Annotated in this window: 16 protein-coding genes; 10 read left to right on the forward strand and 6 right to left on the reverse strand. The window is 65.4% G+C overall.

Translation table 11 applies throughout. The features are described from left to right. Positions 1–200 precede the first annotated feature (200 nt). Together A39O_RS41095 and A39O_RS0121495 are read right to left on the reverse strand one after the other, a co-directional pair. Complete coding sequence (locus tag A39O_RS41095) at positions 201–422, reverse strand: response regulator (RefSeq protein ID WP_157640317.1); 222 nt, start codon at positions 420–422, stop codon at positions 201–203. A gap of 125 nt (positions 423–547) precedes the next feature. Beyond that, the gene (locus A39O_RS0121495) at positions 548–1,936 is read right to left on the reverse strand and encodes a YihY/virulence factor BrkB family protein (protein WP_020506732.1); all 1,389 of its coding nucleotides are present in this window, start codon (positions 1,934–1,936) and stop codon (positions 548–550) included. Between the two features lie 145 nt (positions 1,937–2,081). On the opposite strand from A39O_RS0121495, the gene A39O_RS0121500 reads away from it, so the two are divergent. After that, positions 2,082–2,585 (forward strand): peroxiredoxin family protein, encoded by a 504-nt coding sequence (locus A39O_RS0121500; protein WP_020506733.1) that lies wholly within the window; start codon positions 2,082–2,084, stop codon positions 2,583–2,585. Positions 2,586–2,710: 125 nt separating this feature from the next. Here the strand turns inward: A39O_RS0121500 and A39O_RS0121505 are convergent, their stop codons facing one another. Continuing rightward, the gene (locus A39O_RS0121505) at positions 2,711–4,579 is read right to left on the reverse strand and encodes a M48 family metallopeptidase (RefSeq protein WP_020506734.1); all 1,869 of its coding nucleotides are present in this window, start codon (positions 4,577–4,579) and stop codon (positions 2,711–2,713) included. Between the two features lie 247 nt (positions 4,580–4,826). Here A39O_RS0121505 and A39O_RS0121510 point away from each other — a divergent pair, with 247 nt between their 5' ends. Both A39O_RS0121510 and A39O_RS0121515 read left to right on the forward strand, forming a co-directional pair. Continuing rightward, complete coding sequence (locus tag A39O_RS0121510; protein ID WP_020506735.1) at positions 4,827–6,785, forward strand: SLC13 family permease; 1,959 nt, start codon at positions 4,827–4,829, stop codon at positions 6,783–6,785. 177 nt (positions 6,786–6,962) lie between these two features. Beyond that, positions 6,963–7,193, forward strand: coding sequence for a type II toxin -antitoxin system TacA 1-like antitoxin (locus A39O_RS0121515; protein ID WP_020506736.1), 231 nt, complete (start codon positions 6,963–6,965; stop codon positions 7,191–7,193). Positions 7,194–7,338: 145 nt separating this feature from the next. Here the strand turns inward: A39O_RS0121515 and A39O_RS0121520 are convergent, their stop codons facing one another. Then, positions 7,339–8,511 (reverse strand): PDDEXK nuclease domain-containing protein, encoded by a 1,173-nt coding sequence (locus A39O_RS0121520; RefSeq protein ID WP_020506737.1) that lies wholly within the window; start codon positions 8,509–8,511, stop codon positions 7,339–7,341. 26 nt (positions 8,512–8,537) lie between these two features. Continuing rightward, positions 8,538–8,762 (reverse strand): hypothetical protein, encoded by a 225-nt coding sequence (locus tag A39O_RS0121525; RefSeq protein ID WP_020506738.1) that lies wholly within the window; start codon positions 8,760–8,762, stop codon positions 8,538–8,540. Between the two features lie 529 nt (positions 8,763–9,291). Between A39O_RS0121525 and dnaE the strand changes: the two genes are divergently transcribed. The 6 genes from dnaE (at position 9,292) to A39O_RS0121560 (ending at position 15,713) form a co-directional block, all read left to right on the forward strand. After that, positions 9,292–12,924 (forward strand): DNA polymerase III subunit alpha, encoded by a 3,633-nt coding sequence (gene dnaE, locus A39O_RS0121535; RefSeq protein WP_020506740.1) that lies wholly within the window; start codon positions 9,292–9,294, stop codon positions 12,922–12,924. A gap of 148 nt (positions 12,925–13,072) precedes the next feature. Further along, the gene (locus tag A39O_RS0121540) at positions 13,073–13,318 is read left to right on the forward strand and encodes a type II toxin-antitoxin system ParD family antitoxin (protein ID WP_020506741.1); all 246 of its coding nucleotides are present in this window, start codon (positions 13,073–13,075) and stop codon (positions 13,316–13,318) included. Next, the gene (locus A39O_RS34550; RefSeq protein ID WP_020506742.1) at positions 13,311–13,505 is read left to right on the forward strand and encodes a type II toxin-antitoxin system RelE/ParE family toxin; all 195 of its coding nucleotides are present in this window, start codon (positions 13,311–13,313) and stop codon (positions 13,503–13,505) included. The genes A39O_RS0121540 and A39O_RS34550 overlap by 8 nt, the downstream gene beginning before the upstream one ends. 105 nt (positions 13,506–13,610) lie before the next feature. Further along, positions 13,611–14,516 (forward strand): Rpn family recombination-promoting nuclease/putative transposase, encoded by a 906-nt coding sequence (locus A39O_RS0121550; RefSeq protein ID WP_020506743.1) that lies wholly within the window; start codon positions 13,611–13,613, stop codon positions 14,514–14,516. A gap of 159 nt (positions 14,517–14,675) precedes the next feature. Then, entirely contained in the window at positions 14,676–14,819 is a 144-nt protein-coding gene (locus A39O_RS41830; protein WP_020506744.1) for a hypothetical protein, read from the forward strand. A gap of 12 nt (positions 14,820–14,831) precedes the next feature. Further along, complete coding sequence (locus tag A39O_RS0121560) at positions 14,832–15,713, forward strand: 5-bromo-4-chloroindolyl phosphate hydrolysis family protein (RefSeq protein WP_020506745.1); 882 nt, start codon at positions 14,832–14,834, stop codon at positions 15,711–15,713. Between the two features lie 6 nt (positions 15,714–15,719). Here the strand turns inward: A39O_RS0121560 and mdoH are convergent, their stop codons facing one another. Further along, positions 15,720–17,519: a glucans biosynthesis glucosyltransferase MdoH gene (gene mdoH, locus A39O_RS0121565; RefSeq protein ID WP_020506746.1), complete on the reverse strand. Its 1,800-nt coding sequence runs from the start codon at positions 17,517–17,519 to the stop codon at positions 15,720–15,722. Positions 17,520–17,965: 446 nt separating this feature from the next. Here mdoH and A39O_RS34555 point away from each other — a divergent pair, with 446 nt between their 5' ends. Then, entirely contained in the window at positions 17,966–18,943 is a 978-nt protein-coding gene (locus A39O_RS34555; protein ID WP_157640318.1) for a RibD family protein, read from the forward strand. The last annotated feature ends 20 nt before the right edge of the window (positions 18,944–18,963 follow it).

The raw sequence follows: 18,963 nt of genomic DNA on the forward strand, positions 1-18,963 counted from the left end.
GGGCGCGTTGCCCCCACCTTGCCCACACTCATTCACCCTTTGCCCACACTGCGCCGCACGGCCGCCGGAGCTGGCTGAGAACGCCTGCGGCGCAACAGCAACAGATCTTTTCTTAATCGCTGCGCGGATGCCGTCTTAACGACCGCTCCGCGGTGGCTGGGGCAGCGCCAAACCGCTGCGATGAACGTCGGCACGACAACTTAAATTCGGGGGAAAACTGTCCTGGACATGGGGTCCACTATAAGCTTCAGTGCACGCTTTCCGCTGGAGGCGGCCAGCACGCGATAATTGGGGAGCAGGATGTCTGCCAGCACCGTTAGATTGTCCGGCAGATCGTCCACGATCAGAATTGTGGCCGCGACGGCGGCACCATTGCTACCGTTCGGATACGACAGGGCCGGTAAACTGATTTGGTCGCTCACGGACGTCGGGGCCTCTTGTGCAACTGCTGGCTTTATACTGCCCTGAGTCTAGTTTAGTCACATCGCCGCCGCACGTCCGTGAACAGGCGCGCGTAAAGACTGATCGGCGCGGAGTGAACGGCTCCTTATCCGGATGCCGCCTGATCGGTCTGTTCGGCGGCTCCTTTCGCCGCTGATCCACTTGGGTCGTCCAAGGTCGCGGCCAGTTCGCGCAGCGTCATTTTACCCAAGGCCTGCCCGATGGCCGTATCGATCCGCCGCTCCACCTCCTGGATGCCCCGATCCGCAACCGCGACACGGCAGCCGCTCTCGCGTTCCTCAAAGCAGCGCACCGCATCCAGCAGGGATTTGACAGGCGTGTTGTCCAGGGCCGTGGCCGGGATGAAGCAGGGCGGCTCATCGGCCGTGCGCAGTAAGAAGCCCTCGCGCTCCAGCAGGTGCAGGCTCCGTCTGATGTTGGTCTTGGGCAGGCCCAGGGCGGCGGCGAGGCCGGCCGTGTTCCAGGCTTTGGTGCCTAGGAGGAAATTGCGTGCGATATGGCCGGCCACCAACAATGCCAGGCGCTCGCGCAGGCGGTTACTGAGGCGCAGGTCACGCGAGCGGCTGCTGAGATATTCCGGATGCTGATGGTAGAAGGCGATGCTGGCCCCGATGAGGACGATGAGCCAGGCGATATAGAGCCAGAACATGAACAGGATCAGGATCGCCAGGCTCGAATAGATGGCGGTGTACTTGGTGGAGCTGACCATAAAATGGGCGAACAGCCAGCCCACCGTTTGCCACAGGGTCCCGGCCGTCAGGGCGCCGATCAGGGCCGAGTAGAAATTGACCCGGGCATTCGGCACGAAGCTGTAGATGAAGGCAAAGGTGAAGGTGATCAGGAAGAAGGGCACCAGATTACCGCCGGCATCGATCAGGGTACCGAAGGGCTCGACGGCCAGCATGGATTCCACGACGGCGGTGTGGCGTGCCGCGGTCGAGAGGCCCAGGATCGTCACGATGAGCACGGGGCCGATCAGCAGTATGCTCAGGTACTGGCTCACCCGCTGGGCAAAGGGCCGCGACTCCTCGACCCGCCAGGTGTTGTTCAGCACCTGCTCGATTTTCTGGATCATCGAGACCACGGTGTAGACCAGCACCGCCAGGCCGACTGAGCCGAGCACACCCACCCGCGTGTTGTCCACGAAACCGATGATGCTCCCCACAATCTCCGGTGCCTGATCGCCCAGCGGTTCCATGAGGTGCAGCAGCAGCGGCTCCAATGCATTGTGGGCACCAAAGGCTGTGAGTACCGAGAAGCTCACTGCCAGCAGCGGCACCAGCGAGAGCAGGGTCGTGTAGACCAGGCTCATGGCCTGGAGTGACAGATAACCTTGGGTCGCGTCGCGATACAGGGCATAAACGAGGCGCGCCAACCAGACCAGCCGCCGCTGCCAGCGCGGCAAGCGGTCGAGTCGGTTGGACCACATCAGGGTGTCCAGGCGTTGCCACGGGGACGGGTTGGCTTGGTTCATGACGGGGCTTGCGGTCGTTGGACTGGCGGGCGGCGGTTGAGGTGCGAGTATAGCGGTACCATAGAGTCGTAAACCCCCAACAGTTCCGTGTAACCCGACTCCTATGAAATCCATGCAACCCCTATCACGACGGTCGCGCCCCGTGATGCTCCTGAGCCTGGCCGCGTTGCTGCTGACCGCGCCGTTCGGCGGGCTCCCGGCCAAGGACAACCAGACGCTGACCCCCGTACCCGATCAGCCCATGGCCCCGGCTTTCGATCTCAAGGACCCGGAGCAGCGCCAGCAGCGGCTCGCGGATTACCGGGGTAAGCCCGTCATCCTCAACTTCTGGGCCACCTGGTGCCCGCCCTGCCGGGCGGAGATGCCGTCGATGCAGCGCGCTCACGAGGCGCTGTCGGCGGATGGGATTGCGGTGATCGCCGTCAACGTCGGTGATGATGCCCAGGCGATCGGTGAGTTCCTGGAGGAGACCCCGGTCGACTTTCCGCTGCCGATGGACCTGGACTCGAAGGTTGCCCAGAGCTATCCACTCAAGGGCTTGCCCACGACCTATGTCATCGATCCGCAGGGCCGCCTGGTCTACAGCGCCGCCGGCGAGCGGGCGTGGGACGATCCCAAGCTGTTGGATCAGGTGCGGGCGCTCAAATAGTCGCGTGGGGGCCGCGCCTGGCCCGCAGGGCCAATCGCCTCATACAGGCGTCGAACGCGATAACCGGACGTAGGGGCGGGTTTCAAACCCGCCCCTACGCCATGTCTGGATATCCGGTGCGAAGGTTACAGCAGGCGTTGCCCCTGATCGCGCACCTGTCCGCGTAAGCGGCGATGGAGCCTCCGGCGCAGGATGAACAGGGTGGAGCCTGGACAGAGGATCTCCGTGGCCAGTCGTTGCATCGTGAAATGCTGGCTGGCGAACGGCAGCAGCCGGACCACGATCAGATAAACCGGGTCCTCCGGGAACTCACGCACCGCCTTGCGGACGATCCAGGCATCCCGAATGTTGCCGATCTCCAATAACTGCACCCGCAGGTCGCGCAGCGCGTCTCCCGGCAACTGCGGCGGGATGAGGATGTCGTCCGGCGAGACCCCGGTCCGCTCCCGGCGGGCGGCCTCCTCCCGATCCTGATGTTGCTCCCCGCGCATCCGCCAGCGCTCCACGGCCGGCTCGTCCCCGGTGCGCCGCAGGTAAGCGATGGCCAGGTTGCAGGCGTCGAGGGTGAGTGAACGCTGGCCGGCGGCACGCTCCAGATAAGCGAGCCCCTCCGGCTGGGAGCGGGCGAGCAGGTGTCTGCCGATCATGAAGTCGACATCCGCGTCGTCGGGCTTCATGTCCTTATACGCCTGATACAGGGGCAGCGGGTCCAGCCCCGGTTCCAGGCGCTCGCTCCAGGAGGCCAGGTTCCAGCGGTCCGTCGCGGTCAGTTCCCGCTCGGGCTTGGTCTTGAGCTGCGCCAGCGCGGCGCGCGTCTCCTGTGTCTTGCGGTAGCGGCCCTGCCAGCGCAGCCGGTTGCGGCTGATCCAATGATGGTCGAAGGTGGCGAGGATCGGCAGCAGTCCCTCGCCGAGCCAGGCTTCCGCGGCAGACTGCTCGACCGGACCGGGTGGGCGTGCCGGTTGGCCGAGCGCGGCGAGACGATCGCGCAGGCAGGGGTGGGTATCGCTGCGGTCGGTGCGGCGTTCGAGCAGCGGCGCGATGCGCGCCTGAAATGCGTCCGCTTCCATGACCGGCTGCTTGAAGAACTGGCGCAGCGCCGTGTAGGGACGGACCGCGGGCTGCGGTTGGTGATCGGCACGGGCAAGCAGCGGCGACCAGAAATGCTCCCCCGCCAGATCGCCGTAGGTGTGAACCGCGACCAGGGCCGCGGCCGCGTCCTCGCTGGAGGTCAGTTGACCCGCGGCGGCATCGGCCTCGTACTCGTTGGCGCGCGCCAGGGCGAAGCTGTAGGCCCAGTAATAGGGGGTATACCAATCGAAAAAACGGTGCAGCGTGCCCGCCGCAATCCCCCGCGTTTGCGCGACGGCCTCCAGGATGCGCCCCCAACTGGCACGCACCCGATAGACCCAGGCGTTGAAGCCCGAGCGGTTGGACGATAAATGGCCGAACTCGTGGGCCAGCACCGCCCGCGCCTGCTCCGGCGCCATCGACAGCAGCAGCGGGAGCCCCACCGACAGGGTCCTGCGATAGGGCCCGAAGATGCCGATTCGCGGCACCGCCACGATGGCCGCGTTGAAATCATCGGTCAGAATGACCCGATGAATGGGTGCGGCTCCCAGGGTGCGTTGCAGGGCATCGAGCTCCGCAAACAGGGCCGGGAATTTCGCACGCTCCAGACGATAGCCTTCCGGCGCCTCGATCTTGATCCACAGCGCCTTGATCAGCACCCCCGCCAGCAGGAGCAGCACGATCACCAACTGCCAGTTGATCAGCAGTACCAGCATGGCCGTGCTGAGCGTCGCGGCCAGGAGGGTGCCGCCGATCAGGGCAACGATCAGGAACAGCGCGCCGCCGATGACCGCGTAACCGAGTAGGCCAAGCCACAGCAGGCGACGCTTGTAGCGCCGCGGGTCTTCGCGGAACGCGCGTTCCGCCTCATCGACCAGATGCTCGAACCGGTGGCGGCGTTGCGTGGTGGTCTTCGACAGCATCGGGGGAGAATCTCCAAGGAAGTTATCGCTATCATGAACTCTCGGGCGGTTGTGTGCATCGTCTTCCGTTATTCCCTTCCGGTTACCGATGTTTCTTAAGGCGATTGACAGCGTTCGCCGAAGGTCGGCGGGTGTCGGCCGGTCGGTTGACGAGAGGGGGGGGTCAAACAGGTCGCACTCGGGGTATTATGTTTCCGTGCGATTCCCCAGCGATTGCACCTCGCACCACAATGTACACGAGGCACCCATGCACCCGACTTTCTGGTCCCGTATCAAGAAGGATTTGGCCGCCGTCCTCTTTGCCGTCGGCGCGATCTGGCTGGCGGGGGTGGTCCCCAGTGTGGAAATCGCCTGGGTCATGGGCTTTCTGGTGCTGACCGTGTATCTGTTCGCCTTCGAGGTGGTGGGGGTGGACGTTGCCGCGGTCACCGTGATGGTGTTGCTGGGGCTGACCAGTCTGCTCGCCCCCTGGATGGGCCTGGAGCAGGGCCTGGTGTCGACCGCGCACCTGTTCGACGGGTTCTCCAGCAACGCGGTGATCTCCATCATCGCGGTGATGATCATCGGGGCTGGACTTGACCGCACCGGCCTCATGTCGCGGGTGGCCGGCTTTATTATGCGGGTGGGCGGCACCACGGAGAAGCGCATCATCCCCCTGATCTCCGGTACCGTCGGGATCATCTCCAGTTTCATGCAGAACGTCGGGGCGGCCGCCCTGTTCCTGCCGGTGGTGAGTCGCATCTCCGCCCGCACCGGGTTGCCGATGTCGCGCCTGCTGATGCCCATGGGCTTCTGCGCCCTGCTGGGCGGCACCATCACCATGGTGGGCTCCAGCCCTCTGATCCTGCTCAACGACCTGATCCTGACCTCCAATCAGGCGCTCCCGACCGGGGTGGCGCCGATGGAGACCTTCAAGCTGTTCGACGTGACCCCGATCGGTGTGGCCCTGCTGCTTACCGGGATCATCTATTTCGTGGTCGCCGGGCGTTTCGTGCTGCCGGTTCGTGCCGCCGCCAAGCTTGACGAACGCGACCCCATGCGCTACTTCGCCGAGACCTATGGCTTGGGCCCGGTCGAGGTCCGGGAGTTGCGGGTCCCGGCCTCCAGCCCCCTGGTCGGGGTCGGCGTAGACGCCATGGAGCGGGAGTGGCGGGTGCGGGTGGTCGCCGTGGAGAAGGGCGACGGGCTGCGGCTGGGCGCGGACGGCGTGGACCGCACGCTCGGCATCGCCGCGGGCAACACGCTCGCGCTGCTCGGGCAGCCGGAGTCCTTCGAGCAGTTTGCCGCGGCTTATGGAGTGACCTTCAAGCCGGACTTGGATCTGTTTGCCGAGGCGCTCTCCAAGACCAAGGCCGGTATCGCCGAACTCGTCATCGCCCCCGGTTCCAGTCTGATCGGCAAGACCGCCCGCGATGTCTGGATGCGCAAGACCTACGGGCTCTCGCTGCTCGCCATTCAGCGCGGCGAGGGGAACCTGACGGTGGCGACCGGCGGGGTCCGCAACACCCCGTTCCGGATCGGTGACGCGCTGGTGGTGCACACCACTTGGGCGGATCTGGCCCGGCTGGAGCGCGACCGGGATTTCGTCGTCGTCACCACCGAATATCCTCACGAGGACCTGCGTCCTCACAAGGTGCCGGCGGCCTTGCTGTTTTTTGTCATCACGCTGTTCCTGCTCCTGTTTACGGACCTGCGCCTGGCGGTCGCCCTCTTTGTCGGGGCACTGGGAATGATCCTGACCGGGGTCTTGTCCATCGAGGAAGCCTACAAAGCGGTGAGCTGGCGCTCGGTCTTTCTGCTCGCCTCGCTGATTCCGCTCGGGCTCGCGGTCGAATCGAGCGGCACCGCCGCCTGGATTGCGGATCAAACCCTGTCGGTGATGGGTGACCAGCCGGTGTGGGTCGTCCAGGCCGCGCTCATGGGGCTCGCCACCTGCTTTACCCTGGTCATGTCCAACGTCGGCGCCACCGTCCTCCTGGTGCCGCTCGCCGTGAACATCGCGCTGGGGGTGGGCGCCAATCCGGCGGTCTTCGCCCTGACCGTCGCCATCGGCACCTCCAACTCATTCTTCCTTCCCACCCACCAGGTCAACGCACTGCTGATGGGGCCGGGCGACTATCGCGTGGTCGACTTCATGCGTGCCGGCGGCATCATGACCCTGCTGTTTCTGGCGGTGGCGCTCGGTATGCTGAATCTGGTGTTTTGAGCCCTGGAACCGTACGGCCGTAGGGTCCGCTGTGCGGACCGACGACCGTGCCGATCACGCGATAGCCCGGTTGATGATCAAGGCCGCTCAGCCATTGACCCGACCCGGATTCCTTGCAACGTATTGCACAGCGCGATACATTTTCGACGTGCTACCGTCAATCCGGCGACTCCTTTGATGGCCAACGCCTCCACCAGCCTCATGGTCCGTCTCGATCCGGACAGCAAGACGTTCGTTGCGCGTGCGGCGGAGCTGAGCCATGTCAGCGTTAGCGAGTACGTTCGCTCGGTCGTGGTCGCCCAAGCACGTCGCGAAATCCAGGCCGCGGAGCAGCAGGTTATCGCGTTAACGCCGACCGCCCTCACCGCGGCGCAGCAGGCACTCGGCGCACTGATGCGCGGGGAATGAGCGCCAACCGCTTCCCTTTACCGGCGTTGGGATTTCCGCCCGCTGCCTGGTCATAACCACCGACTTTTCCTGAGCTGGAGCCAACTTCAGGCCATGGCGACGAGTTGCTGACGGACGTTCAGTACCCGGGGCAAGCGGTCAGGGTCTACTCGCCGGTGCCCGTTTCGTCCCAGGCACGGATGAATTCGCTTTCCTGATCGGCGCCCGGCGCGGAGCCATTCAGTGCGTCCGCCAGCTCGGCTTCGAGCGACTCGATGCTCGGCAACGCGCTTTGCAGCGATTGGGGCAAGGCGCGCATCAGTTCATAGCTCGCGATGCCCAGCGGTTTGTCGATACCGCGCAGTGCGTATTCGGCCAGCACCCGGTCCTTGCCCTGGCACAGGATCAGACCGATGGTCGGCGCGTCCGTGGCATGGCGCAGCGTGTCATCGACGACATTGCAGTAGAAATTCAGCTTGCCGGCATACTCCGGCTTGAAGTCACCGCGCTTGAGGTCGATCACCAAATAGCAGCGCAGCTTCAGGTGATAAAACAGCAGGTCGATATAAAAATCGCTCTCGCCCACCATGACATGGTATTGCCGACCGACAAAGGCGAAGCCCTGGCCGAGTTCGATCAGGAACTTCTCAAGGTGCTGGACCAAGCCGGTTTCCAGCTCTCGCTCACGAAAAGGCTCATCCAGGGTGAGGAAGTCGAATACATAGGGGTCCTTCAGGGCCTGCTGTACCAGGTCGGATTGCGGGGATGGTAAGCGCTCCGCAAAATTATTCGGCAGTGCGCCTTGGCGGGCATGAGCCCGACCTCCGATCTGCAACGCCAGCACGTTACGACTCCAGCCGTTGGTCAGCGTCTGAGCCATGTACCAGCGCCGCGTCCCACCGTCTTTCACACGCTCCATCAAGAGCAGGTGGTGACCCCAAGGGACTGATGCCAGCAGGGCGGCCTCCGTTAGTGCCACAGCCTGTGGCACTTTCTCTGCCCCGCCGTTGCAAACCGCTGGTGCCACAGCCTGTGGCACCAGCTCACCGTCAGGCCAGATCGTCTCGTGATATTCGCGATAGAAGGCGAGCATCCGCTTCAGGTTGCGCTCCGAAAAGCCCTTCTGCTCGGGTAACTCATTGTGGATATCGCGCGCCAGCCGCGGGATCACTGCCGCGCCCCACCCCTCCGACGTCTGCCGGGCATCCAGCAAGCCGCCGATCCGCCAGTACAGGCCGATCAATTCGCCATTGACAGCCAGTACCGCCCGAGTCTGCGCGGCCCGGATGCGATCTTTGATCTCGGTCAACAAACCCGCGTAATTGGCTAATTCATTCATAGGTTTACCCGGACTGTACGCACGCTTCAGGGGAGATCGGAGGGCCGCCCACGGTCTCTTGCTGCAATAGGGTCATCCTGGGGGTAGATCGCGTTGCCGGCGAGACGCTGGACATTGTAGAGTCCGCTGGAGGTGCGCGCGTCGTCCGGCGGCGTGTAGGCCATGAACTCCTGGTGGGCCTGCTGGCCCAGATTGCGGGTGCCGATCAGGCGCTGTTCGACCCGCTGGCGTGCCTTGGCTTCCGGGGTCATGGGGGTCTCCTGCGCGGTGTGCGCCGGTCGATCTGGGCAGTTTCGCTATGGTGCGGGATGATCGCATAGAACAGCGGGCGCCGGGACTGGGCTGGGATGCCCCGGGTGTGATCAGAAGTGATGTGGTTTGTTGGGGCCAGACCTTTCGGTAGGATGGGCAGAGCGAGCGCGATGCCCATCCTCAAGCGTCGCGGTGGCCGGATGGGCATCGCGCTCGCTCTGCCCATCCTACGCGCTGATGTGGTCGCTGCCATCGTCCTCGGTCGGATCGTAGGAGCCCGCTTGCGGGCGACGGGTGGGGGCACAATGGCTTCGATTCCGGCAGGTCACGTCGCCCGCAAGCGGGCTCCTACGGCGCTTGATTCTTGATAGCGTCGTATCCGGCTGCCCCGCCTGTCCGCGCTTCCACAGGAAAACAACGCACTAGAAATCGACCACGAGAAGAGTCCGCGCCGGTGCCGGGAGGTTGGTAGACTCGCACGCCCGAACCCCGTCCGCCCCGCGTCATTTTCAAGCAGTCGAGCTCGCCATGGAACCTCGCTTCGTTCACCTGCACCTGCACACGGAATATTCACTGGTCGACGGCCTGGTGGGCGTCAAGCCGCTGGTCAAGGCGCTGCGCGCCGGGGGGATGCCGGCGGTCGCGGTGACCGATCAGTGCAACCTGTTCGCCCTGGTGCGCTCCTACAAGGCGGCCTTGGCGGCCGGGGTCAAGCTGATTGCCGGGGCGGATTTGTGGGTGAAGAATCCGACGGATGCGAACAAGCCGCATCGGCTGGTGCTGCTGGTCCAGGATAAGCAGGGCTACGGCAACCTGACGCGGCTGATCTCGCGTGCCTATGTGGAGGGGCAGCATCTGGGCGTGCCGCAGGTGGAGCGGGGCTGGATCGCGGCCGCGCCGCAGGGTTTGATTGCGCTGTCCGGCGGTCCCGGCGGTGATGTGGCCCAGGCCCTGTTGGCCGGCAACCGCGGGGTGGCCGAGTTTCTCCTGGATGACTGGCGCACGATCTTCGGCGACCGTTATTACCTGGAGTTGATCCGTACCGGCCGCGAGCAGGAGGCCGAGTTGATCGAATTGTCGGTCGACCTGGCGCTGGCCAAGGGCGTGCCGGTGGTGGCGACCAACGACGTGCGCTTTCTCGCCCGCGAGGATTTCGAGGCCCATGAGGTGCGGGTCTGCATCCACGAGGGCCGCACCCTGGACGATCCGCGCCGGCCGCGCATCTACAGCGAGGAGCAATACCTGCGCAGCCCCGCGGAGATGGTGGAGCTGTTCGCCGACTGCCCCGAGGCGCTGGAGAATTCGGTCGAGATTGCCAAGCGCTGCAATCTGGAACTGGAACTCGGTAAGAACTATCTGCCGGACTTCCCGGTGCCGGCGGGCATGACCGTCGATGAACATTTTCACGCCGAGGCCCGCCAGGGGCTGGAGCGCCGCTTCGCGCGCGGTATCCTGACGGGTGCGCCCGATCCGGACGAGCGCCGCCGCGCCTACGCGGCGCGGCTCGACCTGGAACTGGGCGTCATCTGCCAGATGGGCTTCCCCGGTTATTTCCTGATCGTCGCCGATTTCATCGCCTGGGCGCGGGCCAACGGCATCCCGGTCGGCCCCGGCCGCGGCTCCGGTGCCGGCTCGCTGGTCGCCTATGCGCTGGGGATCACCGATCTGGACCCGATCTATCACGATCTGCTGTTCGAGCGTTTTCTGAACCCCGAGCGGGTGTCCATGCCCGACTTCGACGTGGACTTCTGCATGGAAGGCCGCGATCGGGTGATCGACTATGTGGCCGAGCGTTACGGCCGTGAGGCGGTGTCGCAGATCATCACCTTCGGCACCATGGCCGCCAAGGCGGTGGTGCGCGATGTCGGCCGGGTCATGGGACACCCCTATGGCTTCGTCGACCGGGTAGCCAAGATGGTTCCCTTCGAGCTGGGCATGACCCTGGACAAGGCGCTGACCGACAGCGACGACTTGAAGGCCGCCTATGAGGACGACGAGGAGGTGCGCACCCTTATCGACATGGGGCGCAAGCTGGAGGGGCTTACCCGCAACGCCGGCAAGCACGCCGGCGGCGTAGTCATTGCCCCGACCAAGCTGACCGACTTCTCAGCGCTCTACTGCGAGCCCGGCGGTGAGAATCTGGTCACCCAGTTCGACAAGGACGACGTGGAGGCGGCCGGTCTGGTCAAGTTCGACTTCCTGGGGCTGCGCACCCTCACCATCATCGATTGGGCGCTCAAGACGATCAACGCGCGCCGGCCGGCCGGTACCGAACCGCTGGATATCGACCGTATCGACCCGGCCGATCAAACCGCCTTTGCACTGCTCAAGCGATGCGAGACCACCGCCGTCTTCCAGCTCGAATCGCGCGGCATGAAGGAGTTGATCAAGAAACTCCAGCCCGACTGTTTCGAGGAAATCACCGCGCTGGTCGCGCTGTTCCGGCCCGGACCGCTGCAGTCGGGCATGGTCGACGACTTCATCAACCGTAAGCACGGCCGTGCCGAGGTCGCCTATCCCCATCCGGATTTGGCACCGATCCTCCAGCCGACCTACGGTGTCATCCTCTACCAGGAGCAGGTGATGCAGATCGCCCAGGTCCTGGCCGGCTACTCGCTTGGCGGGGCCGATCTGCTGCGCCGCGCCATGGGCAAGAAGAAGGCCGAGGAAATGGCCAAACAGCGCGCCTTTTTTCAGGAAGGTGCGGAGAAGCGCGGTGTGGATGGCGCGGTGGCGGCGCACATCTTCGACCTGATGGAGAAGTTCGCCGGCTACGGTTTCAACAAGTCACACAGCGCCGCCTATGCCCTGGTCTCCTATCAGACCCTGTGGCTCAAGGCCCATTATCCGGCCGCCTTCATGGCCGCCGTCCTCTCGGCGGACATGGACAACACCGATAAGGTGGTGACCCTGATCGAGGAATGTCGGGCCATGGGTCTCAAAGTCGAATCTCCGGCGGTCAACGCCTCCGAATACCGCTTCACCATCGCCGACGGCGGCACCGTGATCTATGGCCTGGGTGCCATCAAGGGGGTGGGTGAGTCCGCCATCGAGGCCATGCTGGAGGCGCGCCGCACCGGCGGGCATTTCAAGGATCTGTGGGAATTCTGCCGACGCATCGACCTGCACAAGGCCAACCGGCGCGTGCTGGAGAGCATGATCCGCGCCGGCGCGCTGGACGGGCTCGCCCCCAACCGGGCGACCCTGATGGCACAATTGCCCTTGGCGCTGAAGTTCGCCGAGCAGCATCGCGAGACCCAGGCGGCGGGGCAGGGCGACCTGTTCGGTGACCTCTTCGGGACGCCGGGCGGCGCGGCGGCGCCGGCCCGCGCCCCCGACCCGCAGATCGCGGCCGACACCCGCGAGGATTGGGACGAGGAGCAGCGCCTGGCGGGTGAGCGTGAGACCCTGGGACTCTATCTGACCGGGCACCCCATCGACCGCTATGCCGCCGAGATCGACGCCATGGTCGGCACCACCAACCGCATCGCCCGCCTGTTGGAGACCGAGCGCGACCCGGCCGAGACCGAGCGCTGGGACAGCAAGCGCCGCGAGCGCGACCGCCGCAGCATCGCCGGGCTGGTGGTCAGCGTGCGTCATAGCAAGACCCCGCGCGGACGCATGGGCTCGGTGCTGCTCGACGACCGCACCGGGCGGATGGAGGTCACGGTCTTCTCCGAGCTTTATGAGCAGGCGCGTAACCTGCTGGTTCCGGATCAGTTGATCACCGTCACCGGTTCACTGAACTTCGACGATTTCCGCGGCGCCTGGACCCTGCGCGCGGATGACCTGCGCACCTTCGAGCAGGCACGCGAATCCCAGGCCGACCATCTGGCGCTGACACTCGACCTCGCCGACCCGGCGGCGCATGCCAGCGGCCTGGCCCTGGTCGCCCAGGTCCAGGCCGCTCTGGAGCCCTTCCGCGGCGGCGACCTACGCGTGGTCATCGACTACCGCCGCCCCGGCGTAAGCGGCCGGCTGTTGTGCGGCGAGGCGTGGCGGGTGCAGCCGCGCGATGCCCTGTTGAAACAACTGCGGCGATTGCTCGGCAATGAGGCGGTGACGGTCTCCTACCAGCGCGGGACCCTGCCGGCGATGACACCCGCCGCGGCGACGGAGACCGAGCGGCCGAGGGCGGCGCGGTTGACGGTGGTGAGGTAAGGCCGTTGCCATTTCCCGGCCGGCAACGCGACCTGCCCCCGCCACTTGGCGAGGAACGCTTCGTTGCCCACCCACCGTGCGGTTCCCCGCCGGCGACGGTTGGAAAAATCGGTACGGTGTGTCATCTTTGCAGCAGGAGGTATCGCCGATGGCAACCATGAACCTGTCCTTGCCCGACCCCGTACAGCGGTGGGTCGAGGCGCAAATCAAGAGCGGCCAGTACCGCAATGCCGGCGATTATGTCCTGGACCTGATTCGTCGTGACCAGGAGTATCAGGACCGCCGCGAGACTCTGGTCGCCGCGCTGGTCGCGGGCGAGGCCAGTGGCCCCTGCGAACGGACGCTCGTCGAGATCTGGAATACCGTGAAGGCGCGGCACGGACTCGATGTATGAATTGTCACAGGCCGCTGCCCAGGACATCGAGGCGATCCTCGACCGCTCGATCATCGATTTTGGCCCCATCCATACCGAACGCTATTTCGAGTCGCTGAGCCGCTGCCTCGGTCTCTTGAGCGAGAACCCGGGGATGGGTCGCGCTGCGGATGAGACTCGACCGGGCTATCGGCGCTTCGGCCACTAGAGCCACGTTGTCTTCTACCGTACCGTGGGTGACCGCATTTTGATTGTTCGTGTCCTGCAAAAACGGATGGACGCTAATCGCCAGTTTCAAGACTGAGATTTTCGTATGAAACGCCATCGCCGCTTGATCAGTTTCGACTGGGCAATGAAGCGCCTGCTGCGCAGCAAAGCCCATTTCGGGATTCTCGAAGGGTTTCTCACCGAGCTGCTGCGCGAGGAGATTCAAATCCTGGAAATCCTGGAGAGCGAGAGCAATAAGGAAACGGCGGCCGACAAACAGAATCGCGGGGACTTGAAGGCGCGCAATGCGGGTGGTGAAATCATCCTGATCGAGGTGCAGTACCAGCGGCAATTTGATTACTTGCAGCGCATTCTGCACAGCACGGCGCGGACAGTGGTGGAGAACCTCGATGAGGGCCAGCCCTATGGCGAGGTGGTCAAGGTCGTCTCGGTCAGCATCCTGTATTTCGACCTGGGCCAGGGCGAGGACTACATTTATCATGGTGCCACCCGGTTTATCGGCCTGCATCGGCAGGATGAATTGCGACTGAGCGAGGCGCAACAGGACCTCTACCGGCGCCAGGAGCCGCACGCGCTGTTTCCGGAATATTATCTGATCAAGGTCAATCAGTTCGATGACGTGGCCCGTGACTCACTGGACCAATGGATCTATTTTCTCAAGCACGAGGAAGTGCCGGACGGCTTCTCCGCGCGGGGACTGCAAGAGGCCAAGGAGCAATTGGATATTCTCAAACTCCCCGAGGCCGAGCGGCGGGCCTACGCGCGTTATCAGGACGATTTGCACCAGCAGGCCAGCATGGTGGAATCCTCCTATGGCTGGGGGGTGCATCAGGGGCGGAAACTGGGGCGGGAGGAAGGTCAACTGCAGGAACGCAGGCGTATTGCGCAAAGTCTGCTCGACTTGATTGCCGATGACCAGTTGCTGGCGGAGAAGACTGGTTTGAGCGTCGGGGAGGTGCGCGGGTTGTGGGAGGAGCGTCAGCGCGGCTGATTTCCATCGCAGATGTCACAGGAATTAGGATCTATAGCGTTCGCACCTGATATCCAGACAGACCTTCGTGTAGGGGCGGGTTTGAAACCCGCCCCTACGGCCGGTTAACACGTCCGAAGGCTACATGAATTCACCCATCACCCCTAGAGTGCTTTACCCATGCCTGAACGTCTGCGCAAGCTGATCGGCATCCTGCTGATTCTAGCCGCCGCCGGTGTCGCCTCCGGGCAGGCGCTGCTGGTTTCCTGCTCCACCCCCGCCGCGGCCGGCAGCGTGCAGCGCGCCGTTGTCGCGCCCGGCTGACGGAGTGACGCCATGCCGCGCCTGCTGTTGCTGACTGCTGTCTTCCTGGTTGCCGCCGTCGGCTTGCTGTTGCTGTGGCGGCACGTGATGCGCCACGACGCCGGACCGGACGCCGCGTCGCCCTCACCCTTCGCGGGGCTGCTGCTGTTTCTGGTGCCGCTGCCGGTCGCGGCGGCGGCCGTCGTCGCACTCGCCCGCGGACAGATCTGGCCCTTGCTCGGCGACACGCTCGGCTACGGACTGTTCCTCGGCGGCGCATTGCTGGTCCGGCGCGGGCTCCTGGTCCCAGGGGTTGCCGTCGGCGGGCGTCGGCCCTTCAAGCTGCTGGGCAGCGTGCTCATCGGCCTTGCCACAGGGGTGACCGCCTGGCTCGGGGTCGGTCACCATCCGGTCATTGCCGCCGCCTTTGCGCTCCTCGCCCTGCTCGGCTGCTACCTCGCCTACGGCTTCGACTGGTCCCCCGTGAGATCCAACGATCGCGCGCTGGGCAAACAGGCGCGCGCCGCCCTGGCGCAGGCGCAGGAAACCATCACCGCGATTGAGCAGGCAGGCCGCGACATCCGTCAGCCTGACCTCGGCGCCCGGTTGCGGCGCATCACCGGGCTCGCGCGTGCCATCCTGAACCGACTGGAGGACGATCCGCGCGATCTGCGCCGTGCCCGCAAGTTTCTCAACGTCTACCTTGATGGAGTCCAGCGCGTCGTCGCCGGTTATGCGAAGACGCACCAGCATATCAGTGCGCCCGATATCGACGAGCGCTTTCTCCGCGCATTGATCACGGTCGAGGAGGTCTTTCGGGAGCAGCAGCAGGCCTTGCTGGCGAGCGATCTGGATCAGCTCGACGTCCAACTCGAGGTCTTGACCCTGCAGTTGCAGCGCGAAGGCATCATTTAAGGCAATCTACTCGACCGCTTCAGCGGCAGCCGCGGCGATTCGGCGGTCGGGGTCGTCGCGGATCGCCGCCAGCGCCGGCAGGTCCAGTGAACGCAGCAGCGGGCCGGGCGCGGTCTCCTCCGGAATCCGCCAGAGTCCCAGTCGGGTGAGCGCGATGCCGAGCCGCGGCGAGGCGCTGACCACGGCCAGCGGCACCGCGACCAAGGCTCCCAGGAAAAAGGGGGATAACCAGAAGGCCGCGGCGCCCGCCGTGGTTCCCAGCCAGACCAAGGCGGCCACTCCCACCAGCGTCTGGGGCCAGAGTCGGACCAGCGCTTCGGCCCAACCGACCGGATGACCGCCGCGCTGCTGCGGGTCCCAGCCCAGGGTGCGGCCGACTACGAGGCCGCCGATGAATAGGGTGTGGGCGATGGCCATCACCGGGGCCAGCAAGGTGAAGAACAGGATTTCAGCCACGGTGCTTGCGAGCACCCGCCCGACCCCGCCGAAGGCGCAGCGCGCGTCGGGGGTCAGCAGCAGATCGGTGAGCGCGGCGAGCTTTGGCGCGAAGACCATCACCATGAGCAGGGTGAAGAGCATGAGCCCCAGCGCCGGGTCCACCAGTGCCCCAGGGTCCGCGGCCAGGCCCGGACGCAGTGCCAGGATCGCCATCAGGGCGACCCACGCGGGTGACGCCAGGAACATCAGGATGGCCAGTACCAGTTGCACCCGGCTGACCGGCCGCAGCCCCGGCAGGCGCAGCAGCCTGAGGTATTGCATATTGCCTTGGCACCAGCGCAGGTCCCGGCGAATGAACTGCAGCAGCGTCGGCGGGTTCTCCTCCCAACTGCCGCCCTCCGTCGGCAGCACCCGCACCGCGTACCCGGCGCGGCGCATCAGCACCGCCTCCACCTGGTCGTGACTCAACACCCAGCCTCCCAGCGGCGGGCGGCCCGGCAGCCGCGGCAGTGCGCAGTGTTCCCGGAAGGGTGCGACCCGCAGCAGTGCGTTATGGCCCCAATAGGGTCCGCAATCGCCTTGCCACCAGGCGCTGCCCAGGGTGTAGGAGCGCATTCCCAGCCGCATCCCGAACTGGAAGGCGCGGGCGAAGGCGCTCGCGGTGGGCAGGCCGACGACGAGCGTCTGGAGGATGCCCAGGCGCGGGTTTGCCTGCATGGTCCGCACCAGGCGCAGGATGGCGCGTGCTTCCATCAGGCTGTCGGCGTCCAGGACCAGGGCGAGGTCCAGGTCCCTGCCCTGATCCGCCAGAAACGACTGGATGTTGCCCGCCTTGTAGCCCGGGTTCCGGTCGCGGCGGCGGTAGCCGATCGTCAGGCGGCCGGCCCAGTCCCGTTGCAGCCGTTCGACGGCCGCCGTCTCGGCCGCGAGACAATCGGGACGATCCGAGTCGCTGAGGACCCAGATCTGAAAATGGTCACCGTGGCCGGACGCGGTGAGTCCGGCAATCATCCGGTCCAGGTTGCGGGCAACCGTCGTCACCGACTCGTTGCGGATGCAGCTCAGGATGCCGGTATTCAGGGTGATGGGCGCCGTCTGATCACCGTCATCGAGTCCAGAGCGGGCAGCGGGCGGACGCCGCATCAGGATCAGCCCGATGACCGCGTTCCAGAACCCGATGACGGTCCAGGGCAGGGTGAGTACGAAGCACAGGGTCAAGGCCCAGTCCCAGGCGTCGAACCCGTTGCCCGCCAGGGCTGCGACCATCAGGGCGGCCATCCCGACTACCGTGCAGGTCACGAGCAGGGCGAAGGCCCAGCGGCGCGGGCGGTAGTCGATCGGTGTGATCGGCGGTAGTGCGGCAGGCATAGAGGGCCTCGGCGGGACAGGTGGTGACGCGTTGCGCCGACGTCTTGTCGGCGATCTACCCGAACTTGGGGAGAATCACGATTAGCCAAGTCGCGAGCGCTGTGCGCACGCGTCGATTCCCGCGCGGCGGAGCCCCCGCGGTCCGGTCGAGATCCCGTGGGTGCGCCCCAATGCTATCGCCATCGCATCGAATATCCGGACAGACCTTGGTGTAGGGGCGGGTTTCAAACCCGCCACTACAGCCGGTTATCACGTCCGGCGGCTATAGTAGGACGTTCCAGCTTATCTTGCGGATACTTACTCGCTGAGGGTTACCATCCGTGGCGACTTCCTTCCGGCATCCTGCCGGAATGACGGTGCAACCTAAGTTGGTACGAGGTACGAGTCGTTCGCGACAGCATTCTTCCCACACGAGTCCCGTCCAATCGGCGATGGATCAAACCTTGATGGCATGCGGCGACACGGTTGAGCACGGGGTTCCACTCCCGGCGGAGGCGCGCGCCTGGCGCGTGATCCGTGCGCTCGCGGGGTATGCGCGCCGCACCGCGACGGACCCGCGACATCCGTCGCGGTTGTGTGGCGACGCGGATGGCATCCCGGACGCACTGCGGGTCGGAGATCCTGGGAATCGTCACTGGACCTGGCGCCCGGATCAGGGCTGGGTCGCGGCGCGTCCGGCCGCGGACCCGGTCGAACGCGATTTGCTCGACCTCTACCTGCCCTTGTGCGTCCCGGTGGTGGACGGCTGTCGGGTGACCGCGCACCTGGGACAGAGCCTGGACGGCTACATCGCGACCGCCAACGGCGACTCCTGCTTCGTGACCGGCCCGGACAACATTCGCCACCTGCATCGGATGCGCGCGCTCAGCGACGGCGTGCTGGTCGGGACCGAGACCGCCGCCCGCGACGACCCGCGGCTCACCACCCGGCTGGTGCCGGGCGCGAATCCGGTCCGGGTCATCCTGGACCGCCAGCGTCGGCTTGGCTCTCATCTGCGGGTTTTTACCGACGGGGCCGCCGTGACCTTGCTGTGCTGCGATCGGGCACAGGTCACCGCGGGCCATGATCGTCAGGGCCAGGCGCGGATCATCGGTCTTCCGACCCGCGATGGCCGTCTGGACCTGACTGCCCTGCTGGAGACGCTGGCTGAACTGGGCTTGCGGCGGATCTTCGTCGAGGGCGGCGGGGCCACCGTCTCGGCCTTCCTGACGGCCGGGCTGCTGGACCGGCTGCAGATCGCCGTCGCTCCCCTGCTCATCGGGACCGGCCGGCCCGGACTGCGCATCCCCGCCCCCGAGCGCCTCGCCGATGCGCCGCGGCCGGTCGTCCGGCTCTTCCGCATGGGCGCTGACCTGCTGTATGACCTGGACCTGAGGCGTGGGAGCACCGCGGCTCTGCTCACGCCGGTGACGCGCATCCTGTGATTAGGGGATTGCCGTGAAAT

This window comes from Lamprocystis purpurea DSM 4197 (assembly GCF_000379525.1).
In the GTDB taxonomy this organism is placed as follows: Bacteria; Pseudomonadota; Gammaproteobacteria; order Chromatiales; family Chromatiaceae; genus Thiodictyon; species Thiodictyon purpureum.